This window comes from Rossellomorea vietnamensis (assembly GCF_008180615.1).
In the GTDB taxonomy this organism is placed as follows: domain Bacteria; phylum Bacillota; class Bacilli; order Bacillales; family Bacillaceae_B; genus Rossellomorea; species Rossellomorea vietnamensis_D.
Genome location: NZ_VTEH01000003.1, coordinates 288,977 through 311,709 on the forward strand (window position 1 = coordinate 288,977; position 22,733 = coordinate 311,709).

The 22,733-nt window shown below is 41.9% G+C and carries 25 protein-coding genes and 1 pseudogene; 20 read left to right on the top strand and 6 right to left on the bottom strand.

Annotation, left to right across the window (positions count from 1 at the left end; genetic code table 11):
• The first annotated feature begins 205 nt into the window (after nucleotides 1–205).
• The 3 genes from FZC79_RS06765 (at nucleotide 206) to FZC79_RS06775 (ending at nucleotide 2,881) form a co-directional block, all read left to right on the top strand.
• Nucleotides 206–1,174 carry a nucleoside hydrolase gene (locus tag FZC79_RS06765; RefSeq protein ID WP_148946041.1) on the top strand — a complete coding sequence of 323 codons (969 nt, stop codon included), beginning with the start codon at nucleotides 206–208 and terminating at the stop codon, nucleotides 1,172–1,174.
• Between the two features lie 302 nt (nucleotides 1,175–1,476).
• On the top strand, nucleotides 1,477–2,304 hold the full coding sequence (locus FZC79_RS06770) for an SGNH/GDSL hydrolase family protein (RefSeq protein WP_187442663.1): 828 nt from the start codon (nucleotides 1,477–1,479) through the stop codon (nucleotides 2,302–2,304).
• Nucleotide 2,305: 1 nt separating this feature from the next.
• Nucleotides 2,306–2,881, top strand: coding sequence for a YpmS family protein (locus FZC79_RS06775; RefSeq protein WP_148946043.1), 576 nt, complete (start codon nucleotides 2,306–2,308; stop codon nucleotides 2,879–2,881).
• 320 nt (nucleotides 2,882–3,201) lie between these two features.
• Here the strand turns inward: FZC79_RS06775 and FZC79_RS06780 are convergent, their stop codons facing one another.
• A complete protein-coding gene (locus FZC79_RS06780; protein WP_148946044.1) occupies nucleotides 3,202–3,939 on the bottom strand; it encodes a DUF4397 domain-containing protein in 738 nt (245 codons plus the stop codon).
• A gap of 470 nt (nucleotides 3,940–4,409) precedes the next feature.
• On the opposite strand from FZC79_RS06780, the gene rsgA reads away from it, so the two are divergent.
• The 4 genes from rsgA (at nucleotide 4,410) to FZC79_RS06800 (ending at nucleotide 7,068) form a co-directional block, all read left to right on the top strand.
• Nucleotides 4,410–5,435 (top strand): ribosome small subunit-dependent GTPase A, encoded by a 1,026-nt coding sequence (gene rsgA / locus FZC79_RS06785; RefSeq protein WP_148946045.1) that lies wholly within the window; start codon nucleotides 4,410–4,412, stop codon nucleotides 5,433–5,435.
• 61 nt (nucleotides 5,436–5,496) lie between these two features.
• Nucleotides 5,497–6,066 carry a peptide-methionine (S)-S-oxide reductase MsrA gene (gene msrA, locus FZC79_RS06790; RefSeq protein WP_148946046.1) on the top strand — a complete coding sequence of 190 codons (570 nt, stop codon included), beginning with the start codon at nucleotides 5,497–5,499 and terminating at the stop codon, nucleotides 6,064–6,066.
• 35 nt (nucleotides 6,067–6,101) lie between these two features.
• Entirely contained in the window at nucleotides 6,102–6,491 is a 390-nt protein-coding gene (msrB, locus tag FZC79_RS06795) for a peptide-methionine (R)-S-oxide reductase MsrB (RefSeq protein ID WP_148946146.1), read from the top strand.
• A 76-nt stretch (nucleotides 6,492–6,567) separates the two neighbouring features.
• Nucleotides 6,568–7,068, top strand: coding sequence for a PTS sugar transporter subunit IIA (locus FZC79_RS06800; RefSeq protein ID WP_148946047.1), 501 nt, complete (start codon nucleotides 6,568–6,570; stop codon nucleotides 7,066–7,068).
• Nucleotides 7,069–7,170: 102 nt separating this feature from the next.
• Here the strand turns inward: FZC79_RS06800 and FZC79_RS06805 are convergent, their stop codons facing one another.
• A complete protein-coding gene (locus FZC79_RS06805) occupies nucleotides 7,171–7,749 on the bottom strand; it encodes a DUF502 domain-containing protein (RefSeq protein WP_148946048.1) in 579 nt (192 codons plus the stop codon).
• 288 nt (nucleotides 7,750–8,037) lie between these two features.
• Between FZC79_RS06805 and FZC79_RS24055 the strand changes: the two are divergent.
• The 9 genes and pseudogenes from FZC79_RS24055 to FZC79_RS06850 all read left to right on the top strand — a co-directional run.
• Nucleotides 8,038–8,130: pseudogene (locus FZC79_RS24055) on the top strand (YjcZ family sporulation protein); the annotation flags it as partial.
• Nucleotides 8,131–8,559: 429 nt separating this feature from the next.
• Entirely contained in the window at nucleotides 8,560–9,873 is a 1,314-nt protein-coding gene (locus tag FZC79_RS06815) for an aspartate aminotransferase family protein (RefSeq protein ID WP_148946050.1), read from the top strand.
• A gap of 19 nt (nucleotides 9,874–9,892) precedes the next feature.
• Nucleotides 9,893–10,579 (top strand): 3-oxoacid CoA-transferase subunit A, encoded by a 687-nt coding sequence (locus FZC79_RS06820; RefSeq protein ID WP_148946051.1) that lies wholly within the window; start codon nucleotides 9,893–9,895, stop codon nucleotides 10,577–10,579.
• Nucleotides 10,564–11,223, top strand: a complete 660-nt coding sequence (locus tag FZC79_RS06825) for a 3-oxoacid CoA-transferase subunit B (RefSeq protein ID WP_148946052.1) — start codon at nucleotides 10,564–10,566, stop codon at nucleotides 11,221–11,223. The genes FZC79_RS06820 and FZC79_RS06825 overlap by 16 nt, the downstream gene beginning before the upstream one ends.
• Nucleotides 11,224–11,566: 343 nt before the next feature.
• Nucleotides 11,567–12,841 (top strand): peptidase, encoded by a 1,275-nt coding sequence (locus FZC79_RS06830; protein ID WP_148946053.1) that lies wholly within the window; start codon nucleotides 11,567–11,569, stop codon nucleotides 12,839–12,841.
• A 169-nt stretch (nucleotides 12,842–13,010) separates the two neighbouring features.
• A complete protein-coding gene (ablB, locus tag FZC79_RS06835; RefSeq protein WP_187442664.1) occupies nucleotides 13,011–13,850 on the top strand; it encodes a putative beta-lysine N-acetyltransferase in 840 nt (279 codons plus the stop codon).
• 121 nt (nucleotides 13,851–13,971) lie between these two features.
• Entirely contained in the window at nucleotides 13,972–15,378 is a 1,407-nt protein-coding gene (ablA, locus tag FZC79_RS06840) for a lysine 2,3-aminomutase (RefSeq protein WP_148946147.1), read from the top strand.
• Nucleotides 15,371–15,658, top strand: coding sequence for a YokU family protein (locus FZC79_RS06845; RefSeq protein ID WP_148946055.1), 288 nt, complete (start codon nucleotides 15,371–15,373; stop codon nucleotides 15,656–15,658). Before ablA ends, FZC79_RS06845 begins: the two co-directional genes overlap by 8 nt.
• A gap of 117 nt (nucleotides 15,659–15,775) precedes the next feature.
• Entirely contained in the window at nucleotides 15,776–16,000 is a 225-nt protein-coding gene (locus FZC79_RS06850; RefSeq protein ID WP_148946056.1) for a YozE family protein, read from the top strand.
• Between the two features lie 167 nt (nucleotides 16,001–16,167).
• Here FZC79_RS06850 and FZC79_RS06855 read toward each other — a convergent pair whose 3' ends face one another.
• Nucleotides 16,168–17,616, bottom strand: a complete 1,449-nt coding sequence (locus FZC79_RS06855) for an IS1182 family transposase (protein WP_187442665.1) — start codon at nucleotides 17,614–17,616, stop codon at nucleotides 16,168–16,170.
• A gap of 513 nt (nucleotides 17,617–18,129) precedes the next feature.
• Between FZC79_RS06855 and FZC79_RS06860 the strand changes: the two genes are divergently transcribed.
• On the top strand, nucleotides 18,130–18,774 hold the full coding sequence (locus FZC79_RS06860; protein ID WP_148946057.1) for a hypothetical protein: 645 nt from the start codon (nucleotides 18,130–18,132) through the stop codon (nucleotides 18,772–18,774).
• 9 nt (nucleotides 18,775–18,783) lie between these two features.
• Here FZC79_RS06860 and FZC79_RS23000 read toward each other — a convergent pair whose 3' ends face one another.
• Entirely contained in the window at nucleotides 18,784–18,936 is a 153-nt protein-coding gene (locus tag FZC79_RS23000; protein ID WP_187442666.1) for a hypothetical protein, read from the bottom strand.
• A 144-nt stretch (nucleotides 18,937–19,080) separates the two neighbouring features.
• Between FZC79_RS23000 and FZC79_RS06865 the strand changes: the two genes are divergently transcribed.
• A complete protein-coding gene (locus tag FZC79_RS06865) occupies nucleotides 19,081–19,260 on the top strand; it encodes a YozD family protein (RefSeq protein ID WP_148938499.1) in 180 nt (59 codons plus the stop codon).
• 254 nt (nucleotides 19,261–19,514) lie between these two features.
• On the opposite strand, the gene FZC79_RS06875 is transcribed toward FZC79_RS06865, so the two are convergent.
• Nucleotides 19,515–20,615: a DUF2515 family protein gene (locus tag FZC79_RS06875; RefSeq protein ID WP_148946058.1), complete on the bottom strand. Its 1,101-nt coding sequence runs from the start codon at nucleotides 20,613–20,615 to the stop codon at nucleotides 19,515–19,517.
• 148 nt (nucleotides 20,616–20,763) lie between these two features.
• Here FZC79_RS06875 and FZC79_RS06880 point away from each other — a divergent pair, with 148 nt between their 5' ends.
• A complete protein-coding gene (locus FZC79_RS06880) occupies nucleotides 20,764–21,534 on the top strand; it encodes a sporulation protein (protein ID WP_148946059.1) in 771 nt (256 codons plus the stop codon).
• 94 nt (nucleotides 21,535–21,628) lie between these two features.
• Nucleotides 21,629–21,949, top strand: coding sequence for a YodL domain-containing protein (locus FZC79_RS06885; RefSeq protein WP_148946060.1), 321 nt, complete (start codon nucleotides 21,629–21,631; stop codon nucleotides 21,947–21,949).
• An 87-nt stretch (nucleotides 21,950–22,036) separates the two neighbouring features.
• Here the strand turns inward: FZC79_RS06885 and FZC79_RS06890 are convergent, their stop codons facing one another.
• Nucleotides 22,037–22,438, bottom strand: a complete 402-nt coding sequence (locus FZC79_RS06890) for a hypothetical protein (protein WP_148946061.1) — start codon at nucleotides 22,436–22,438, stop codon at nucleotides 22,037–22,039.
• Nucleotides 22,439–22,733: the final 295 nt, after the last annotated feature.

The following is a 22,733-nucleotide window of genomic DNA, read 5'->3' on the forward strand; positions in this document are numbered from 1 at the left end:
GACATTACCGTGGTATATAATTGTGCAATTGTTAAAACTTTGTCACGAGAACCTATTTTCATGAGGGGTAACTTAGTAATGTTGTAATGCTGATTAATCACAATCAGCCTGATGTCTGTATGGCTTAACATATGCAGTAAGGCTTCTGACAAAATGGGAAAAGGCGTTTTAATGTCGTAATCTTAAGGTGAGGGAGTGGTGATGAGTGGCAAGAAAAAAAGTGCTGCTGTTTTCTGATTTCGGAGTGGATGACGTTATAGCCCTTCTTTATGGTTTCTATAGTGAAGAGATCGAGATAGTGGGTATCGTCGCTGATTATGGAAATGTCTCAAAAGAAACCGCTTTAAAAAATGTGGCCTACCTTCAAACGTTGACAGGCGCAGAAAGGCCGGTCATTGGAGGGGCTGTTTCTCCTTTGACAGGGGATCTGCCGCTATACTTTCCAGAGATACATGGAATAGCGGGCCTAGGCCCGATTATTCCCGAAAATCACCATGAAGATGAAACTTTATTAGAAAATTTCTTTGAAGTGAAAAATATCATTACGCAATATCAACATGACATTACCATCTTTAGCGCAGGCAGGCTTACGTCATTGGCTGCTGCTTTTATTCTTTATCCTGAAACAATGAAGCTGGTGAACGATTTTTATCTCATGGGAGGGGCTTTTGGGGTACCTGGAAATATCACCCCTGTAGCAGAAGCAAACATTTACGGAGATCCTTATGCGGCCAATATCGTCTTACAGTTGTCGCCGAAGCCTGTCTACATCGTACCTTTGGATGTCACCAAGTATGCTCTCTTCACGCCCCAAATGATAAACGATCTGGATAACTACTTTAAACAAACAGGTGATAAAGTGGGGGAGATTATTAAACCGCTGGTAGATTATTATCAGAAGTTTTATAAGAAAACATATCCGGAACTAGCTGGAAGTCCGCTGCATGACCTTCTTGCTCTTTGGTCGATCAAGCCTGATTCAGAAATGGAATTTGTGAAGGTTCCTGTAAAGATTGAAGTGAACCTGGGCACTACATTCGGTCAAAGTTCAGGCGATTTCAGGGACAGCACAGAAAAAATAGACTGGAAATCCCATAACGTTGCTGTCAATTTTAATTACAGCAGTTTTATAAAAGACGTGTTTCAAACGTTTAAAAATCCTCCTGCCCGTTAAAAATTGATGAAAGAGCAAGGCATTTGCAGAATAGAATCCAGATTACACTGGGTGCTGCGGTTTTGTGAAAGCAGTGAAGCAAAAAGAATCGGACTTCAATATATACTCATGATATAATGAAAACAAAAGGGCCTATTCTAAAGTGCTGCTGCTTAAATGACTATGAGGAAGCACCCTCCTGCTTACTTAAATTATTCCGGTAAGCAAGTCTTGAAAAAACTTCTTCTTTACTAGAATCATAAATATTTTTCTAAGCAGCAATTTTATTCGAATAATGCCAAAAAAGAGAGGAGATCTGTCTTATGAAAAAAATTCTCTTCTCTCTCTTGTTCATTTTACTAGTCCTCTCAGGCTGCTCCAGTGAGAATATTGAACCGCACCCGCAAGTCACCCATACCTTACTGCAGAAGGAACAGCCGCCCGCGGACTTCATACCGAAAGATATTAAGATTGTCTCAATTGGTGATTCCTTGACACAAGGGGTGGGAGACAGCACCAAAAGTGGTGGATATGTTCCATTCTTGCAGTCCGATCTTGAAAGACTTGATTCCATAAAAAAAGCTGAATTTACTAATTATGGCGTAAGAGGGAATCGAACAGATCAGTTATTGAAAAGGCTGAAAAGTGAAGAGGTAAGCAGGGCCGTCTCAGACTCTGACTTGGTTTTCATTACCATTGGCGGTAATGATGTCATGAAGGTATTTAAGGAAAACCTCTATGATTTAAATCTTGCTGTCTTTAATAAAGAAATGGTTAACTATGCTAATCGCCTCCGGGAAATCCTTACACTTATCCGGCAGTACAACCCTGACGGCGGCATTGTATTGGTCGGTATCTATAATCCTTTCAATACGTGGTTCTCAGAAATTAAAGAGGTTGATGAAATCATCCTTAACTGGAATCTGCTTAGTGAAGAAGTATTGGCTGAGTATGACAGGACAGCCTTTGTCACAATAAATGAAATCTTTATCGAAGGGCAGGACAGCCTCCTGTTTGAAGGTGACTACTTCCACCCTAATGACGACGGTTATGAATTAATGGCGGAGAGAATGTTTGAAGAACTGACTGAACGGGAAACGTTAGCAGAGTTGACTCAAAGTGAATTTATTGTCGGGGAAGAGGGGCTTTGATATGAAAAAAAGATGGAAGGCAAGCTTTTTTACTCTCCTGGGACTTAACATTTTGCTGCTTCTGTTCGTTGCCGTTTTGTTAATGGTGCCAATTGAGGATGATGAGCTGCCTGATGAAAGTCTTACTGAGAGAGAAAACGTCGCTTTCCAAATAAGAGCGACCAAGAAGGATTTAAATCAAATGATCGACCATTATATTGAGGACGAATTCACTGCTCCTGTTGATTATTCGGTTATATTGGATGATCAGGTTGTATTAAATGGTGCAGTGCCTGTCTTTACCAGCGAAATAAACTTTAAGATGACATTTGAACCAAGAGCTTTGGAGAATGGTGATTTACTCCTGAAGCAGGACTCCATTTCGGTGGGAGCCCTGAAGCTGCCCGTAGAGCATGTGTTAAAGATCATACGAGATTCATATGAGTTCCCAGAATGGATAAAAATCCAGCCAAACGAAGAGTTAATTTATGTATCACTGCAAAACTTGGAAATGAAGAGTGATCTTCAGGTGCGTGCAGAAAAGTTCGACTTGGAAAATGATGATATTGTTTTTAATATGCTCGTGCCGGTTGAATAAAATCTTTATACACTAAAATGATGGGGGTTCCGCGGAAGGACCCTGAAAATCTACCGTATTCTATAAACGGCTTGTTATGATCAAAGATAAAGTCAACTATCCTTCCTCGAATAGGAAGAATAGTTGACTTTTTTCTTTTACAGCATTGGAAATGCTGCTCTTTTTACTACAATAGCTTTAGAATCCTTTGAAGTTTTTATTGAACATAAAATTATGGCCTGATCAGGAGGGAAAAAACGGCTTTTACGTCCATGGTCTGGAATCTTAGAAAGAACAACTAGAAGAGCTCAGTACTATCATATATCCGGGCTAATATCACATCACCCCATAACCAATAGCGCATCCAATTCTGGAGAATCATTTAGCAGGCCAACCGCAAAAATAGTATAGGATTGATTAGGCTGTAAAGAAACATTAGGAACACTCAGTACAGCATCCTTTGTCCCTGCGGCTCTTACCTCGAGATTTACAGTCATCGGCGTCAGCCCGAGATAATCCGTTGCCTGCTTGAACGAAACCTTCGGAAAGATAACATCTCCTTTGGCAACAGCAATATCGACAGCCGGAGCGTCCGGTGACAAATGGATAAAGCGCACTTTTGTTTCACCGTGAGGAACGAATGGATCCGTTACGTATGGAAGAAGCTGCAGTTTGTTTCCTTGCCCGACTGCGGCAAGAGTATAAATGCTTCCTGCTTCCACCGTCACTTTTTTGCTGATGACAGTGCTGACACTTGTGCCGGCAGGGTAGATATCAATATGATATTTTCCGGCAGGCAGCGGCATGAATCCAGTGATGTCTTTAAAAGCTATATCACTCAAGACTAGATTGCCATTTACATATATATCTACATTCGGGGCATCAGGGACTGCATGAAGGACCCTTACTTGGGCAGGGCGTTCCTGCTGATGGTCTCTCATACTGTGAACCCCTTTTTGCATGTACTTTAGATGCTTTTGATAATAATGTATGTGCAGCCGGGGATCGGAATATTTAAAATACATGGATAACAAATCATACATGGCAGCTTTCTGAAGATAGAACTCTCTGTTTGTCATTCATCTCTCTCCTATATTTGAATTTACTTCAATACACTATGCTCCTTTGGAAAAATTGGTGAAAACACCTAGATTTAAAAGCAATGTCCTGAGTTAATGTTTTTTAGAATGAACTTGTAAATTCAAAAAGTTTAAGAAAGAACAATAAATAAAGAGCTCGTCAGGAAATAGCGAATATAAAAATAAGATAACGTTGCAATTTTTAGAAAAGTAAGCCATAATGAAGATAATAAATAGAAAGCAGGTGATGTGTTATGAGTAGATCTAATTTGTACTTTGTCTTTGATTTCACTGACACGGCCTGTTTTCAATGTGCGGATGTATCATGATGGCTGGTTGATTCTTTGGATTCAACTGTTTCTTCGATATGCATATAAAACCATGGCCGTGTCTATGCCATGGTTTTTTTGTGTGTTCATTTTTCCGGAAGACCGGATATATTAGGAGGAAACAATTTAAACGGATTAGAAATGATTTTTTTAGAAAAGGCCAACCAGTTGAAGGATAAAGCCCTTGAAATAGGAAGAGTGACTTCACAGCACAAGGGAGTATATACGCTGCTGTCTCTTGAAGGAGAGTTTCAGGCAAAGCTCCCAGGAAAATTTTACTATCAGGCTCATACAAATGAAGAATTGCCGGCAGTTGGTGACTGGGTAGGTTTCATACCTCTTGAGCATGAACAGGCGATGATCGAGAAAGTGCTGCCGCGCACAAGCAAATTCTCCAGAAAGAAAGCGGGAGATGAAGCAGAGGAGCAAATCATTGCCGCCAATATCGATTTTTTATTCATTGTTTCATCATTGAACGGAGACTTGAATATCAACCGGCTTGAAAGATATCTGCTTCTCTGCTGGGAAAGCGGTGCAAGTCCTGTGCTGATCCTGAGCAAAGCGGACTTATGTGACAATATTATCGAGAAGGCTGCCGAGGTCGAGGCAGTTGCGATGGGAGTACCGATTATTCCCGTTTCTTCATTAGAAAAGTGGGGAATGGGAGAGCTCAGTCCGTATTTGGCTATGGGAAAAACAGCTGCGTTAGTAGGATCTTCCGGTGTGGGGAAATCAACACTGTTGAACAGTTTGGCGGGCAGAAGCCTGCAGGCTGTAAAGGAGATAAGAGAACAAGACAGCAAGGGAAAGCATACGACAACACACAGGGAGATGTTCCTGCTGGAAAATGGAGCTTTCATCATTGACACACCCGGTATGAGAGAGCTGCAAATGTGGGAAGGCAATGAAGGGATTTCCACTCAGTTCGGGGATGTAGAAGAGTATGCAGAGCTGTGCAAGTTCCGTGATTGCACACATGAAGAAGAACCTCAATGTGCGATCAGGCAGGCAATTCAACAAGGACTTCTGCAAGAAGAGCGGTATAGGAGTTATCAAAAGCTGCAGAGGGAAATCCAATATTCCAAAAGAAGAGCGGATAAACGCCTTCAATCTCTTGAAAAAAAGAAGTGGAAGAAGACCGCGCAAAACAGAATGGGCCAATGGTAATCTAATTCTTTTACCTCTCCTCATTTTCACGTTAGAATTATGCAATAAAGGGAATATTGTTATGGAGAACGCAGAAAGGATGAGAGTGATGAAGGAAATTCCTGAGGCTCGGAAAGCAACCTTTGCCGGCGGCTGCTTTTGGTGCATGGTTCAGCCGTTTGAGGAAATGCCGGGTATACTGAATGTGGTGTCCGGCTATACCGGCGGAGACAAGGAAAACCCAACTTACCGCGAAGTGTGTTCAGAAACAACAGGCCATTATGAGGCTGTCCAAATCACCTATGATCCGGAAAAGTTTCCTTATGAGAAATTGCTGGAACTTTACTGGCAGCAAATAGATCCCACTGATCCAGGCGGACAGTTTTTTGACAGGGGACAATCCTATACAACGGCCATTTTCTATCATGATGAAGATCAACGGACAGCAGCGGAAGAATCGAAACAGGACTTGGCTAAGAGCGGCAAGTTTCAAAAACCGATTGTTACCAAGATCCTGCCGGCCAAAGATTTTTATGAAGCAGAGGACTATCATCAGCAGTACTACAAGAAGAATCCTTCGCATTATCAAAGATACAGTATTGGTTCAGGCCGAAAAGCATTTACCAAAAAGCATTGGGGGGAGCAGCAGTGAAGAAAAAGGAAGAATTGAAAAAAGAGTTAACACCCATGCAGTATGAGGTAACTCAAAACAACGGAACAGAACCTCCTTTCAAAAATGAATATTGGGATGAATTCGGTGACGGTATCTATGTTGATGTCGTTTCCGGCAAACCATTGTTCAGCAGCAAAGATAAGTATGATGCAGGCTGCGGATGGCCAAGTTTCACAAAGCCGATCACAGAAGAGGAAGTCGAAGAAAAGATGGATTACAGCCACTTCATGGTCAGAAAGGAAGTCAGAAGCAAATCTGGTGACTCGCATCTCGGTCACGTCTTTGATGATGGTCCAGGGCCGGATCAGCTCAGATACTGCATCAACTCAGCAGCAATGAAGTTCATTCCTAAGGAAGACCTTGAAAAAGAGGGGTATGGCGAATATAATAAACTCTTTGAGTGATTGCTGAGAGGCTGATTGAATCATTCCTTTATAACATAATCTATGACAAACTTCAGACACAGAAAGGTTGATTGAAATGCTTAAGAAACTATTCGGAAAAAAAGAAGAAGCACCAACTTCCATCAATGTGCATTCTCCTCTAACTGGCAGGATGCTTGATCTTGAAGAGGTGCCGGACCCTGTATTCTCTCAGAAAATGATGGGTGATGGAATTGCTGTCGAGCCATCAGAAGGAAAAGTGGTTTCACCTGTAAATGGAGAAATCATTCAAGTGTTCCCAACCAAACATGCTGTCGGCATCAAAGCTGAGAATGGTGCTGAACTTCTCATTCATATCGGACTTGAAACAGTTTCCATGAATGGAGAAGGGTTTGAAGCCCATGTATCTGAAGGGAAAAAAGTCAAAGTGGGAGATCCGCTTGTGACCTTTGATATCAATCTTGTAAAAGAGAAAGCGAAGAGTACCATCACACCTGTCATCATTACAAATGGAGATGACTTAGGGGCAATCGAGAAAGCAGAAACAGGAGATGTAACAGCCGGCGACAGCCAGGTAATGAAGGTTTCTGCAAAATAATAAAAAAGAGCTGAAAATTTTTTCAGCTCTTTTTTTGTGGCTGTTTTCGACTAGTTCATTATTTCGGACCAGATCACGAAAATCACAACCACTTAGACTTTCTTATTTTTTTGAGGATGTCATGCCGCCGGATAAAATGAACTTCATGGCATCTTCAGGACTGACATCAATGATCTCCACTTCTTCTTTCGGAACTAAAAAAGTGAATCCGGCCACCTGAAAAGTTTGCGGAATATAGACAGCGACATATGGCTGTAGATGGCCATGGAACTTTTCTAGCTCCTCTGAGGTGATGAAGCCGAGAGATTTCATTCCAGTGCCGGGAAGAGTAACAAGCGCCACTTGTGAAAACGACTTCTTATCACCTATAAACGAATGTACTGTATCCTTAATGATGCTGTACAGAGTCTTAACCAAAGGAATTTTTTTAAGAGTAAAATCAAGCAGTTTGATGACTGAACCGGTTATGAATCTTGTGGAAAGCCATCCAAGGAGCGTGATCAATATTACCGTTGCCAATATGCCAATACCGGGAATATAATTCTCATTCATGTGGGGTCTGAGTACATTCCCAAGCAGACCGTCTAGAAAAATAAAAAGCTTATAAACTACGTAAATCACCAAACCGATTGGCAAAATGGTCAATACACCGTTAAAGAAATTTTTTATTAAGTACTTCATCCTGATCTCCTTGTTATTCATATAAGTTTGAAAGTATTTTTAAATCCAATTGAACTTCCTTGATTACTATTTTGTAAGTATAAAGCAAATAGATGCTTTGGGGAAGGGGGCAGCACAAGCACCGCCTGCTGGTGGCTGCAGTGAAGAGAAATTGGGCAAAAGCACAAACACATTAGGCGTTTGATACATAAAGTAATGGTGAAACAGAAATAAATCCGAGGAGTGATATGTTTTATGCATTACGGATATGATGATTGTTGTTATGCTTATCCTGCGGGACCTGTAGCTGGTGCGGGGTATGCAGGTGGATTCGCGTTGATTGTTGTGCTGTTTATTTTATTGATTATTATCGGGGCGGTTTGCTACGCGCCTAAATGCTGACATTAATGTAAATATGAAATGAAGTGATACGAAAAAAGGCCGATGTCTCATCGGTCTTTTTTTGCTGAAGAATAATACTTTTCAAACAGAGTGGATTACGTAGGATCCATAAATATTTATTGTTTCAGCTACTTGATTTTTACTGGGAGGATAGATTTTCAATTTAAATGATTGGCTGGAAGCAGTGTCGTGCAGACAGCATGAAGTTGAAGAATAGTGGAATCCGTGGAGTCAGCGAGCCGTTCTTGCAGTTTCGATTCTCAGATGCGCCAGTACCTGCAGCCAGATAGCCAAACTGATTTCTTGCTTAAGCAGATAATTATAGAATCCAAGCTTCCTCTCCTATATTAACTTTTTCTAGAAAGATTCTTCAGCTCAAACATAAGTATTAGTAAGAGTAGAACTTCATACAAATCAGGAGGGGGTTTCATGCCTCATTCGCACCTAATCAAACCGATGCTATCTGAGCTTTATCCTGAAATCGACTATGGCAAGGGTGTTTTTCTTTATGACAAGGCAGGTTTTGAATACTTGGACGCATGTTCCGGAGCAGTGACAGCTAATATTGGTCATGGTATCGAAGAAATATTGCAAGCTATTTACAGGCAGGGGCAGCAGGTTTCGTTTGTATATCGTTCGCAGTTCACGAACGAGCCAAGTGAACAACTTGCTGCCCTTCTTTCAAAAGAAACGGGGCTGGATTGGTGTTTCCTAGTCAACAGCGGGTCGGAAGCAGTTGAAACGGCTGTGAAGATTGCCATCCAGCACTGGCAGGAAAAAGGAAGACCCTCAAAACGGAGGGTGATTTCCAGGTGGTTAAGCTATCACGGAATTACCTTAGGTGCTTTATCAGCTTCCGGCCACCCTGTCAGGAGAGAAAGGTTTGATTCATTTGTGGGTGACTGGCCTGCCGTTGAGCCCCCTTACTGTTACCGTTGCCCATTTGGCAAGACCTATCCCGGATGCAATGTTCAGTGTGCCAGACAGTTAGAAACAGTAATCAGAAGAATAGGAGAAGGAAATGTTGCTGCTTTCATTGCGGAGCCTGTTATCGGAGCGGCAGGAGGAGCGATCGACGCACCGCCGGAATATTTCAGGATCATCAAAGAGATCTGTGAAAAGTATGAGATTCTTTTCATTGCGGATGAAGTCATGACAGGATGCGGTAGAACCGGCACATTCCTGGCGATGGAACATTGGGGAATCAAGCCGGATATAGTTGCGCTTGGAAAAGGCTTGAGTGCAGGTTACGCCCCTATTGCGGCTGCGCTAGTTACGAAGGAAGTGCTCCAACCCATCCTTCAGGGATCGCAAGTCATCATGAGCGGACACACCTTCAGTGCAAACCCTCTTTCTAGTGCCGCGGCCCTGGCTGTGCTCAAACTTATAAAATCAGAGAAAATGATTGAAGGGATTGGAGAGAAAGCTGAGTACCTGCAAAATGAATTAAAAGAAATGAAGAAGAATTATTCCTTTATCGGTGATGTCCGGGGAATAGGGCTGATGATTGGAATTGAATTCGCGGGGTCAGTCAACGGGAAAAAAATTGATGCTGCCTTCACTACAATTTTGGTGGAGGGTGCAAAAAAGGAAGGGCTCCTTTTGTATCCAGCAGCTGCAGGAATTGATGGAAGAAGCGGGTCGGCTGTAATGATTGCTCCCCCTTTCACAATCACCATACCCGAAATTGATGAACTTATAGCACGTTTAGAAAGGACGTTTAAATCCATTACAGAGATTTAAATTGAAGGAAGGGAAGATCATGGCGGAGCATAAGGTCAGTGATTACGAGGAAATTAAAGGCTATTTTCGGAATGGAATGACACTGATGTTTGGAGGGTTTGGGGGAGTGGGGTCCCCTCCAAACCTTATCAAGCACATTCTGCATTGGAATCTATCTGGCTTAACCTTAATTGGAAACGACACAGGATTTCCTTCAATCGGAATAGGGCAGCTGGTTTCTGAAGGAAGGGCAGTAAAAGTGATTGCATCTCATATTGGAAGCAATCCTGTTGCAGGAAGGCTGATGAGCGAAGGAAAATTAGAAGTTGAATTCTCCCCGCAAGGCATCCTCGCAGAAAGGATAAGAGCAGGAGGAAGCGGGTTATACGGCATCATAACGGATGTGGGTTCGGATGATCCATTTTTAAATAGTGATAAAGCGACCCTCGATGTGAATGGAAAAACTTATTTAATCGAGACAGCGCTGACGGCAGAAGCAGGTATCATTTATGCAAGAAAAGCTGATAAGCTTGGTAACCTTGTCTATGACAAAAGCGCAAGAAATACCAATCCTTTAGTGGCAATGGCTGCCGATGTCACTATTGTGGAGGCGGAAGAAATCGTAGAGCCGGGAGAACTCCATCCTGAGGAAATTGTTACACCAGGAGTTTTCGTTGATAAAATTGTGCTTTCAAAAGGGGTTGACTGGAAGTGGGCTTGGGAGTAAGGGAGAAAAACGCAATGGCAGCGAGAGCGGCACTAGAAATCAGCGAAGGAATGGTCGTTAATCTTGGAATCGGTATCCCATCCTTAGTTCCTAACCATGTAAAAGAAGTGAAGAACATTCTCTTTCATGCAGAAAATGGAATCCTTGGGATTGGAAAATCACCGCCAGTAGGAGAAGAAGATCCCAACCTTTGTAACGCCGGGGGCTTTCCGGTCACTCTGGAACGGGGAGGAAGTTATTTTGACAGCTTGACGGCCTTCAGCATCATCAGAAGGGGGCTGCTGGACCTGACGATCCTGGGAGCACTTGAAGTCAGCGAAAGAGGAGATCTTGCTAATTGGATCATTCCAGGCAAGAAAGTACCTGGAATGGGGGGAGCAACCGAATTAGCTATGAAGACCAAAAAAGTGATTGTGGTGATGGCCCATCGTGATAAATATGGAAACAGTAAAATTGTTAAAGAATGCAAGCTGCCGTTGACCGCCAAAGGCTGTGTGAATATGATCATCACCGACATGGGTGTATTTGAGACAACCGAAACTGGATTGAGGCTCCTGGAAATATTTCACCCCTATACACTTAGTGACATTACACAAAACACAGAAGCTCCTTTTGAAGCAGCCGACAATCTAGGTTTCATTTGAACTTTTAAGTTTTAAGACCCATGGTATGAAAAGAACTCCTCTGGAAAGTGCCCAAGTGATTCTGAGGAGGCAACTTAAGAGGCACATTTCCAGGGAAAAAGGACTCGAGTGTTCCATAGAATTATTCTAGAAGATACTTGGCTGCGTAAAAAGCGCCTAAGTGCCCCGTAGGAACTTTGGAAAAGACACTTCGCTGGGAAAGTAGCGCTCAAGTATTCGATAGAAGCTTTGTAAAAGACACTTCGCAATGAAAAAAGCCTCAAAGTGTACCTAAACACAAATTTACAGGTTAGGTAAAGAACATTAAGTAAAGACCCTATCAACAACGAAGGATGTGAAAGAAATGGACAATAATGCGGTCAAACAATGGATCCACAGCCAGGAAACGCAGGCTGTCCGTCTCTTGCAAAAACTTGTTCAGGAAAAGAGTGTCCGCGGCAATGAATCCAAGGCGCAGGCGGTAATTGTAGAAAAATGCAGGGAATTGGGAATGGAATTGGACATTTGGGAGGTCGAGAAAAAGGAAATTGCGAACCATCCATTCTTTCGCTGCGATCGTGAAGAGTTCCAGGGAAACCCAAATGTTGTCGGTGTGATAAAAGGAAAAGGCGGCGGGAGGTCCATCATCCTTAATGGACATATTGATGTGGTACCAGAGGGAGATGAATCTGCCTGGAATATCGATCCATATAGCGGAGAGTACCTTAACGGAAAGGTTTTTGGCAGAGGATCGACCGACATGAAAGGCGGGACAGTAGCCCTTTTGCTGGCAGTTGAAGCATTAAGAGAAAATGGAATTGAATTAAAGGGCGATATCATCTTTCAGAGTGTAATAGAAGAAGAAAGCGGAGGGACTGGAACTTTGGCAGCGTTGGTAAGAGGCTACACAGCAGATGCAGCCATTATTCCTGAACCAACGAACTTAAAGATGTTTCCGAAGCAGCAGGGCTCCATGTGGTTCAGGCTTTCTATTAAAGGTAAACAGGCACACGGAGGAACCCGGTATGAGGGCGTGAATGCCATTGAGAAAGCAGTTATTGTTTTGAAGGCATTGCAGGAGCTGGAGCAAAAGAGAAATGAAAAGGTGGCAGATCCCCTATATAGAAGTATACCAATCCCATTTCCAATCAACGTCGGAAAAATTGAAAGCGGCAAATGGCCATCATCAGTCCCTGACTTGGCAGTGGTAGAGGGGAGAATTGGTGTTGGTCCGGATGAAACGATGGAAGAAGTGGGGAAACAATTGGAATCTTGTTTGAAGAAACTTTCAGACTATGATAACTGGTTTGAGCATCATCCGGTCCTGCTGGAATGGTTTGGAGGAAGATGGCAGCCGGGAAGTCTTGAGCCGGATCATCCCTTCCTGGACGTAATGGAAGATGCTTACCAGGATGTGTTTGGTTCAGATCCTGTCATTGAAGCTTCCCCGTGGGGAACAGACGGCGGAATATTGTCAAAGGGAGGAAATATCCCCGTAATAGTATTCGGGCCAGGTACAACAGAAGCTGCTCATGATGCAAATGAATACATTGAAGTTCCCAAGATTCTGCTGGCAGCAGAAGTGATTGCCTCTGCTCTCATCAAATGGTGTGAGGTATCAGACGCTATAGACCAATAAACTGGTGGAAGTATCGGTGTTCCAGAAGGCGCATGCCTAAGCTAGTTATCCAGTGTGCCTAAAAAGTAGTTAAGGAGTTTAAATCTAAGGAGAGTAACAGCTAGTCATTATTAAAAATGATGAAAGCCAGCCTCAATTAAATTTCAAAATGAAGAAAGCAGGGAGAGGGATGCAATACACTAAAGAAATCAAAGGAGACAGAGCGAGCGTCAAAATCTATTGTGATTCTTTCAATGAGAGAATCAGGATAGACGGCTATTCAGGAAATTTAGATGAAGTCAATGAAATGATAAATAAAGCTGCACAGGAGGCAGCTGCAGAGAAAGTGATCATCAAGTCCCAACGTGAACATCTCCATTATTTTATAGAAAATGGCTATGAGTTAGAGGCATATATTAACGGATACTTTCATGGAAGCGATGCCTATTTTTTGGCAAAGTTTTTAACGGTCAAGAGAAAGATGAGCACTGGCTGGGAAAAATCCAATAGAATCTTGACAGAAGTTCAGAAGCTGAAGCCTGAGGATAAGTATCCTTTATACTCCTACAGTCTTCAAAGAGCTGATATCGACCATGCTGAAAGGCTGGCCGGCCTGTATAAAAGAGTCTTCCCTGTGTACCCGGTCCCATTGCAGGATGCGAAGTATGTTCGGAAATCGATTGAAAGCGGTACCATTTTTTTGTTTGTTGAAAAGAGCGGGGAAATCATAAGCGCTGCGTCTGCAGAAATCGACAAGTGCCTTCGAAGTGCAGAACTGACTGATTGTGCCACACTTCCTGCTTTCAGGGGAGGGGGCCTGATGAAACAGCTGTTGAACGGGCTGGAAGAAGAACTGGTAAAGCAGGAATTCTATTGTGCCTATACAATAGCCAGATCGCTTTCTTTCGGGATGAACGCCGCATTCAGGCAGCTTGGGTACCGCTATGGAGGCAGGCTGGTGAACAATTGTTATATCTATGACAAAATGGAGGATATGAATATTTGGTGGAAGGATTTAAGTGCCTTATAAAATCTTGCTATAAAATCAGAAACCATTTTTCCTGGCCCATCATAGCCTAGAAGTAACTAGAATTTTTTTTGTGGAAGGGCTGTCAGTCTGGTGAAATGATGGAGAAGGGTTGGTGCTTCAAATGTTGAATGATCTATATAAACCTAAGAGACATTGGAAGGACATAGAAGTATGGAAGGACGTCACGGAGGAACAATGGAATGATTGGATTTGGCAGCTGACCAATACAATCAGGACCCTCGATGATTTAAAGAAAGTGATCAACCTGACTCCCGAGGAAGAAGAAGGAGTCAGAATCTCCACGAAAACCATTCCGCTGAATATTACTCCCTATTATGCCTGGCTGATGGATGAACAGGATGCCCGTTGTCCTATCAGGATGCAGTCGGTGCCAATAGGAAAGGAAATTCACAAAACGAAATATGATATGGAGGATCCTCTGCATGAAGATGAGGACTCCCCTGTCCCCGGACTTACTCACAGATATCCTGACCGAGTACTCTTTCTTGTCACCAATCAATGTTCAATGTACTGCCGCTATTGTACAAGAAGGCGCTTTTCCGGCCAAATCGGGATGGGTGTCCCAAAGAAGCAGCTGGATGAAGCAATCAATTATATACGGGAAACCCCTCAGGTCAGGGATGTTCTGCTTTCAGGCGGGGACGGCCTGCTTATTAATGACAAAATCCTTGAATACATCTTGAAGAATCTAAGGGAAATTCCACACGTGGAAATCATTCGTATCGGTACTCGTGCACCTGTGGTATTTCCCCATCGCATCACGGAAAACCTTTGCGCCATCCTGAAAAAGTATCACCCCGTTTGGCTTAACACCCATTTCAATACATCCATTGAAATCACCGAGGAAGCCAAAAAAGCTTGTGAAATGCTTGCTGATGCAGGAGTTCCTGTAGGGAACCAGGCGGTCATTCTCGCTGGAATCAATGACAGTGTACCTATCATGAAAAAACTGATGCATGATCTCGTGAAAATCCGTGTCCGCCCTTATTACATTTATCAATGTGATTTATCTGAAGGAATCGGACATTTCAGAGCTCCTGTTTCAAAAGGACTTGAAATCATTGAAGGCTTAAGGGGCCACACATCAGGATATGCCGTACCTACCTTTGTAGTGGATGCACCGGGCGGCGGAGGCAAGATTGCTCTTCAGCCAAATTATCTTATTTCACAAAGTGCAGGAAAAGTGGTCCTCCGAAACTTTGAAGGAGTTATCACCACCTATCCAGAGCCGGAAAATTATACACCGGGCAGGGCAGACGAATACTTTAATTCCATCTATCCTTTGAAAAACTTTGAATCCTCCATAGGGATTACCGGGCTTCTGAATGAATCTAAATCCACACTCGTTCCTGAGGGACTGCACAGGCAGGACAGAAGAGAGAATTATGTCACAAATCCCGATCATAAATCACTGAAGGACTTTCGGGAAAAAAGGGACGTTCTTAAAGAGAAAAAGTACCAGGCGCAGCTGAAGAAAATGGATAAGGCAGACTCTTCCGATGATTGAAAGGTTTGAGTGCGAATGGTGCGGGGAAGAAGAAGCTTATAGAAGCAGAGGGCCGGTTTTTTGGGAACTTCCCGACGGATCAAGAGCTATTGAGATTACAGGAACTCCGCAGGTCTTTTGCAGCGGCTGCGGTATAGTCTTTACTGAGGAAGCGGTTACAATCGAATTAGAAGACCAGTTGCTGCTGATTGATACAAAGCCTCTGGAAGAAAAGGTTTCATATCGGGACTTGATGAAGATAGAGAGGAAACTTAAAAGAAATTATTTCCGTTTTGACTGATTTGATTTCTCCGTTTCTCTTTACGTTTTCTGTTTGTTTATGTATTCTAATACAAAAGAACCAACGTGTATGAAGCAATAGATATACTAAACAGTTTTCACAGGGCAGGAGATTACTATGAGAAAATCATTTTACCACTTTTTAATGAAATACCGTCAGCCTACTGACCGTGATGAACTTACAGCCTTCGCCAATAACGTGTACGATGACCTGGCTTTCCCGAAGCAGGCTGAAGATTATGATGAGGTGAGTTCATATTTGGAATTGAACGGTCTGTACCTGGAGAGCATGCGGATTTTTGATGAAGCGTGGGAGCAATACCTGATTGAAGAAAAATACTAGAGATTAAAAGGCTGCCTGTTGCCACGAGGGCACTGAAAATCTGCCGATTTCTAAACTATAACTATGATTAATAAAGAAAAAGCCAACCCTTCTTCCTATAAAAGGAAGAAGGGTTGGCTTTTTTCTTGGATATCAGCATATATGCCATATATGCTGCCCCTTTATTATCACATTAGTTTTAGGATCCTTTTAATGTTTACTGCAAATATAGCCATGGCCCCTTGTAATTCCATGCCAATTAGACCCGAGGATTCTGCCACATCATACCCGTGTCTGTGTTTTAACTCACTATTTTTCGCTTCAATTTTATATCGTTCTTTTGCCTTCTCCTTAAAGTATTCACTTTCCTGGAATTTTGCTTGGGAGGAGTGCTGATCGGACTTTATGGAAACGGAGTACGTCTTACTTTTGGCTCCTTCTTTGTAGCACCCTTCTCTGAGAGGGCATCTCTTACATTTATCGACGTTATAATAGTAAGTGTCAACTTGGTTTTTTCCTACTCCTGTTTTGCCTTGCCTAGCTTTCCGTGTGGCCAAATGTCCTGCCTTACAGACATAAAGTCCCGCATCCTTATTGAACTCAAATTCGTTCTCTTTTTTTCGGGCACCCTGAGTGATTTGGGGATGCAATCTTGAAACCAGTTTGATACCATTTCCCTTACTATATTCAATATTGTTTTTCTCCGAATAGGCTGTATCCCCAATAACCGTCTCAACTTCCATGCCCGCGCTTATACTTTTCTCTATGAGTGTCTGGAGTTCTTTTCCGTCACTCTTTTCGCCGGTGGTAATGGTTGCGGCTGTGATAATACGTTCTTCACTCATCGAAAGATGGGTTTTGTAGCCAAAGAAGGATGAGTCAGCGGTTTTGTGCCCCACTTTGGCATCCTGATCTTTCATAGATTGGAGCTGCTCAATATCATCGGCAATCGTTTCTTTCAGGAGATTTAGCTGCTCCTTTACTTTTGGGTATTCTAAAAGGGTCTCTTCCTTTTCTATCACCCCAATAAGCTTTTGTGAGTAGGCGATCTCATCTTCCAACACATCACTGGTTGGTTTCAAAGGGAATTTGTCTTTCATATTTTCGTTTATCTTATAAATCGCTTTCCTAAGGTTTTTTGAGCGCTCCACCAGAATTTCTTTTGGCTTCATTTGATTATAGCGCGACTTGGTATGGGTGGCATCCACAATAATGGACTTACTTTTTATGATTTCTTTCTCTATGGCGATCTCAACCGTCTTGTTGACAAGTAAGTCTAATAAGTTCATATCCTTTAACCTAAGCTTTCGAAACTTAGTCAGAGAACTTGAATCAATGACGGGCTCTTCTGGAGCCATATTCAAAAAATACTTGAAAGACATATCATATTTAGACCGCTCAACAATATCGACATCTGATACATCGTGAATGGTTTTCAAAAACAAATATTTGAACATGCGAATAGGATCAATCGCATTTCGCCCATTATCATGACAATATTTATTCTTTAATTCATCAAAAATAAAGGAGAAGTCGATTAAATCGTTTATTTTCCTTAACATATTGTCCTGAGGAACGACGATATCATAAAGGTCCATATACTTACTGAACATCATTGTTTGTTGTTGTTGAATCATTGGAAACCACCCACTTTTATTGTTAGTTCTATTATAAAGTAAGGCTTTATTAGCGGGTAGTGTTCTTTTTTCTCAGCGTTGATTGGAGTGGAAGGTGCACGATCTCCTGCGGGACTAGCGGGACAGGTGAGACCCCGCAGGCGAAGCCGAGGAGGCTCAACGCCCGCCCCGCGGAGTCGTGCACCTGGAACGGAAATCAACACTTATTCGTGAAACTTTAAGTGAAAAAGGCAGAATCGCTCTTTGAAGTGAGCGATTCTGCCTTTTTGATCTTTATTGGACTTTTTCAGTGCCCTCGTTGCCACAGGCGGTTTTTTGTTTTTCAAAGGGGATTCTTAGCGGACTATTTTTTATGAGTAAGTTCCCAATCAGGTAATACGGGCAGAATTCTCTGGAACTACAATGATTAAAAATTGATTGACAAAAATCCTGTCTCAATAGGCTGCAATGATGAGCGTTATTTATGGGTTTGCATATGATAATAACAAATAAGCTAAACGGGGAGGGGAGAAAATGGGCAAGCGGAAACAACCGAAATTCAAGGCGGGAGACACGGTAGTTGTAACGATTTATGGGACAGTAGGAAAAGTGACTAATATCAAGCTCCTCGAAGGAGAATATGTATACGAAGTCAATGAAAGTGAAGGTCTTTTCAAGGAGGATTGTTTAAGGCTGCTTGATGAGTATGATGGCTATTTACTTGAACAGGAACAGATCGATATTGAATACAAATTTTTGTTTGGGGATTTAGTCAGAGTTAAAGGCTATGATAATGACTTATTTAAAGTGGTGGGTTTTCGGACTGAAATTTGGAGATATAAAGAAGATGCATGGGAAGATGTCATTTATGAATTGACCAGAATCAACGATGGTGAATGGCTGGAAGCCGATGAAGATGAATTGACACTTATTGCAGACTATGATCAAGCGGAAACCTTTATTAAAAAATATGGAATTGTTACTCCTGTTAAACAAGAAAAAGCATTGCTGCCTTCTCCTCGATATCAGGATGACAGCATTGTCGACAGGCTGCTTGATCATTACAATGATTATAAAGCCTTATACTATTTGTTTAATGATAAAAAATATAAAAGAAAAATGAATTCTATTGTCGATCAGCTCAAGAATCACCTGAATTCTAATTCAGATGTAACCTAGAGACAAGTATTACAATAAACAAAGAAGGAACACTGGGAAGCTTAGGATGAAAAAAGCTTTCAGCATCCAACTCAGCAATCGTTCCATCCCTTTCATTATCAGTCCATCATCATTTTGGATATCCTCTTCAACGAAACTTTTCAGTGTTTTGACTGCATCCATGGTCCATTCTCCTTTGTATAAAATGATATAATTTCTTCTTTGTATCCTCACTTTATGCTTGTCCAGGCATGTATATGAAAACTTTATTCAGCTTGCATAACTTTCTTAAGATTTTCATAGATTGAAGTACAAGGGGGCGATACTATGCGTGAAATCGAAGTGTTCATCGATACGGAAGAAATTGCAGAATTTTTCTTTCAGGAACTTGTTCGCAGAGGGTATGTACCCTCAGAAGTTGAATTAGAGGAGATAGCTGACATTACGTTTGAATATTTAATTGAAAAATGCATCATCGATGAAGATCCGGACGATGATGAGTATTGATTCTATATGAGACAGAAACTATGTCTCTGTTACATACGAAAGGCTTCCTCTAACCGGGAAGCCTTTTTCAATAGATAAGAAAGAATAAATTCTTATATCGAAAATCAGGCAGCTCCAGCGCCTGAGGGTCCGTACCCACTGGAACGGACCCAGCCCCTCAAGGTGAAATAACCCAAAGAGAATAAAAGGGAAGACCGCCTTTTTTTCTCTTTGGAACATTTGCCAGTCGGGGCTGATCAAGGCGCTTGCGCTTTTTAGGTAGAAATATGTTTCAACTCTGTTGCAAGCGTCACTAAAATTCCAGCCTGTACCGTAACGTCAAAATGGCGGGGAGGGGAGAGGGTTTCAAGGACATCAAAATGCCCGATGGTCTTTTTGTCCAGCCAATCCTCAGAGGAAAAGGTATGAGTGACGTCCTTCCAGACGCTTTTTAGATGCGGGCTGTAAATTTTTTTGGTATCGGCATAGCATGAAGAATAACTTTCCGGCCAGTAGTCGCTTCTTGAGCCCGTGTGAGGGGTATTCTCAGCGTATTGAAACGAGGTTTGCTTTACGATATTTTTCAGGAAAAGAATACTGTACAATTTTTTTCCGATTTCAATTCGTTTTTCTGGAAGTTCAAAATGAGAAATACTGGTGCCGGCAAGATAAATGGTCTTTTTGTATTTCGATTTTCTTTGATAAGGAAAGAAAACAGTTGTCAGCTCAAGCCGGTCCTGCAGGAGGAACAAGACCTTTTCCTGGAGGAATCCATCTCCCAATTTAGAAAGAAGCCTTTTTTGCAGCATGTTTTGTTCATTGATGACTAAAGAGAGTGAAAGTTCAGCCGGTTTCCTGTCCTGCCAAAAGCGTTTCCAGAACACAGACATCGCCCTCGAAACACCAAAAGCAGGAAGTAAGTGAAACAGAGGCCTCTTTTTTTCAATACTTTTACGATAAAGCAGGAGTTGAGGATAGGCATCGTGAAAAATATAAGCATTGGCTCTTTCGAGAAATAAAAAGAAATTTTCTGCCTCTTCCCTTTTTAGTATGGAAGGAAGGAGCTCTCCCTTTAAGTCTGTCATATGGTATCCTGCGTTTCTCGAAACCATATGAGCAAGAAATGCCCAATGAATTTCAGGGTGGCTGCAGTAGAAATCCAGATAAGCCTTTGTGCGGGTGACATTGTCAGCATTTTTGAGCAGAGTCTCTCTCTTGATTTCCTTAATGATCAACTGCTCATCAGTAAGTATCGCAATGGGGGTGCTGTCTTTGAGGAAAAGGCCTCTTTTTACCTTTTCAATTTCATTCGAATCCATGATCGGGATCTTCTTTTCCTTAGAGGTGAAGAGGTTTTGGATCAAAGATAAAACCATAATAATTCACTCCAGTGTGAAACTTTCTTAAGTAATAAAACGTATTTATTAAGTGGGAGTAAAGAAAAAGCAGGTACAATTTAAAAGCCCAATTTTTTCATTCATTAAGGCATTAAAAAATTTCAAATAGAAATGGGATGGTTTTGGTATGTCGTTTTTTAATAAGGTATTTGCTTCAGTCGGAATTGGTGCAGCGTCGGTTGATACAAAATTAGAAAAAACACGTTATGCGGCTGGGGAAAGAGTATCCGGTATTGTGGAAGTGAAAGGTGGCAGCGTGGAACAGGAAGTAGACTCTATCTATTTAATGTTGTATACAACTTACATTCGGGAATCTGACGATAAAAAGTACACCGACAGTGCATGTATAGAAAAAGTTCAGATATCAGAACCATTCGTGATTAAAGCAAATGAAACCAGACAGTTTCCGGTTAGCTTCGAGCTTCCGTGTGATACTCCTGTGACAGTCGGAAATACCCGCGTCTGGGTGGCAACAGGTTTGGATATAAAGAATGCTGTTGACCCCAAGGATAAAGATTATATCGACATTCTTCCAAATGACATGATGAAAGCAGTGTTTACTTCCTTGGAAAGACTGGGATTCAAGCTGAGGAAGGCGGACTGCGAACAAGCTCCAAGACACTTAAGAGGCAAAAACCCATTCGTCCAGGAATTTGAATTTGTCCCGTCATCAGGAGCATACCGCAGCAGACTCGATGAACTTGAAGTAGTTTTCTTGAATCAGTCGATCTCTTCCTTGACCATCCTTTTTGAAGTGGATCGTAAAGCAAGGGGATTTGGCGGCTTTTTGGCTGAAGCTCTTGAGATGGATGAATCGTTGGTAAAAATGACCATTTCCACTTCCGATATCCCTGTAATGGATGAAAAAATCACAAAAATATTAGATCAATTTTCCTGATTTCTCTTCTTCGACAAAAGCAGTCTAATTACGATGAAGGATTCGACAAGCTGAAAAGCCAATTCTATAAGAACCAAATGATGGAGGGGTTCTTATGGCATTGCTCGAAAAAATCATTCGTCCGAAATCCTATACTAAAACTTTTGATGTCACGATCTTTCAGACACCTCAATTCGGCCAAAGGAAAGGATATAAAAAAGTTTATCGCATGGCGGTTCCTGCACAAGACAGGATGGAAGCGCTGAACCAGACGTTCAGTCTGTTCAATGTACCTGACAGGATGCCTGGTGACTATAAAGGGAGATATATTACTACAGGAGACATTATTTTTGTCGATGAAGGCAGACGCGGCCATTTTTATTTCAGGCTGGAGCCGGGAGGATGGAAAGAAGTCAACAGAGTTATCATTAGATAGGCGGCTGTTTGAAAAAAACGGCTATCGCGGGAATAAGGCTGAACCCGGCTCAAAGGGTGAAAACCGAGCCGGGTCCAAAATGCCGATTTATTCTGATGCCTTTTCAAAACAATCCAGATCGACTGTCACGAATTGAGAATCCAGTACAGTATTTCCTTCCTGTGCTTCAAGGTTCAAGTTTCTCCCAAATGTGTTGGCAATAAGGTTATTTCCTCCTGCATGTACGACTCTGACTTCATAAAAGGTCACTCCTTGGAGGGGAGCATACATGACAGCAAGACTATTAGGGCGCAAACAATAAGGAAAGTGAACTTCATCATTATCGCCGATTAAGACAGAGATCCTTTGAGGGGTTGTATAGGAAGACCAATCCCAGATTTCCACCCATACATCTTCGGTCCTGCAAAAATTAATAAGATTTACTGTGGCCGTAACTGTATCTGGCTGTCTTCTGAGAACACCTGTAGAATATACAGTTGGTTTTCTCATTATATTCTCTCCTTTCTCTATTAGATTCATTAACATCTTATGAAAATAATAGAAGTATGAAAGGGACAAGTTGGAAAATATATTTAAAAGGTTGTTTTCGCATATACTGCTGCTTTAGGAATAAACCCAGGAGCCGGATTTTTCCCTTATACTAAGAAATTTATCTTTTATCGGGGGAAGAGCAGCTCTTTTCTTTTCGATACAGCCGTATTTTTTTCTTTTTGGTATTAATATTTTTTCGGAATAGTACCAAATAGCAACAAACTTTACGAGAAGAGCCATTTAAAAAGAAGAG

Bases quoted from the DNA above. Each gene is read 5' to 3' on its own strand.
- FZC79_RS06770 (WP_187442663.1), top strand. From the start codon at position 1,477: ATGAAAAAAATTCTCTTCTCTCTCTTGTTCATTTTACTAGTCCTCTCA.
- FZC79_RS06775 (WP_148946043.1), top strand. From the start codon at position 2,306: ATGAAAAAAAGATGGAAGGCAAGCTTTTTTACTCTCCTGGGACTTAAC.
- FZC79_RS06780 (WP_148946044.1), bottom strand. From the start codon at position 3,939: ATGACAAACAGAGAGTTCTATCTTCAGAAAGCTGCCATGTATGATTTG.
- rsgA (WP_148946045.1), top strand. From the start codon at position 4,410: ATGATTTTTTTAGAAAAGGCCAACCAGTTGAAGGATAAAGCCCTTGAA.
- msrA (WP_148946046.1), top strand. From the start codon at position 5,497: ATGGAGAACGCAGAAAGGATGAGAGTGATGAAGGAAATTCCTGAGGCT.
- msrB (WP_148946146.1), top strand. From the start codon at position 6,102: ATGCAGTATGAGGTAACTCAAAACAACGGAACAGAACCTCCTTTCAAA.
- FZC79_RS06800 (WP_148946047.1), top strand. From the start codon at position 6,568: ATGCTTAAGAAACTATTCGGAAAAAAAGAAGAAGCACCAACTTCCATC.
- FZC79_RS06805 (WP_148946048.1), bottom strand. From the start codon at position 7,749: ATGAAGTACTTAATAAAAAATTTCTTTAACGGTGTATTGACCATTTTG.
- FZC79_RS06815 (WP_148946050.1), top strand. From the start codon at position 8,560: ATGCCTCATTCGCACCTAATCAAACCGATGCTATCTGAGCTTTATCCT.
- FZC79_RS06820 (WP_148946051.1), top strand. From the start codon at position 9,893: ATGGCGGAGCATAAGGTCAGTGATTACGAGGAAATTAAAGGCTATTTT.
- FZC79_RS06830 (WP_148946053.1), top strand. From the start codon at position 11,567: ATGGACAATAATGCGGTCAAACAATGGATCCACAGCCAGGAAACGCAG.
- ablB (WP_187442664.1), top strand. From the start codon at position 13,011: ATGCAATACACTAAAGAAATCAAAGGAGACAGAGCGAGCGTCAAAATC.
- ablA (WP_148946147.1), top strand. From the start codon at position 13,972: ATGTTGAATGATCTATATAAACCTAAGAGACATTGGAAGGACATAGAA.
- FZC79_RS06845 (WP_148946055.1), top strand. From the start codon at position 15,371: ATGATTGAAAGGTTTGAGTGCGAATGGTGCGGGGAAGAAGAAGCTTAT.
- FZC79_RS06850 (WP_148946056.1), top strand. From the start codon at position 15,776: ATGAGAAAATCATTTTACCACTTTTTAATGAAATACCGTCAGCCTACT.
- FZC79_RS06855 (WP_187442665.1), bottom strand. From the start codon at position 17,616: ATGATTCAACAACAACAAACAATGATGTTCAGTAAGTATATGGACCTT.
- FZC79_RS06860 (WP_148946057.1), top strand. From the start codon at position 18,130: ATGGGCAAGCGGAAACAACCGAAATTCAAGGCGGGAGACACGGTAGTT.
- FZC79_RS23000 (WP_187442666.1), bottom strand. From the start codon at position 18,936: ATGGATGCAGTCAAAACACTGAAAAGTTTCGTTGAAGAGGATATCCAA.
- FZC79_RS06865 (WP_148938499.1), top strand. From the start codon at position 19,081: ATGCGTGAAATCGAAGTGTTCATCGATACGGAAGAAATTGCAGAATTT.
- FZC79_RS06875 (WP_148946058.1), bottom strand. From the start codon at position 20,615: ATGGTTTTATCTTTGATCCAAAACCTCTTCACCTCTAAGGAAAAGAAG.
- FZC79_RS06880 (WP_148946059.1), top strand. From the start codon at position 20,764: ATGTCGTTTTTTAATAAGGTATTTGCTTCAGTCGGAATTGGTGCAGCG.
- FZC79_RS06885 (WP_148946060.1), top strand. From the start codon at position 21,629: ATGGCATTGCTCGAAAAAATCATTCGTCCGAAATCCTATACTAAAACT.
- FZC79_RS06890 (WP_148946061.1), bottom strand. From the start codon at position 22,438: ATGAGAAAACCAACTGTATATTCTACAGGTGTTCTCAGAAGACAGCCA.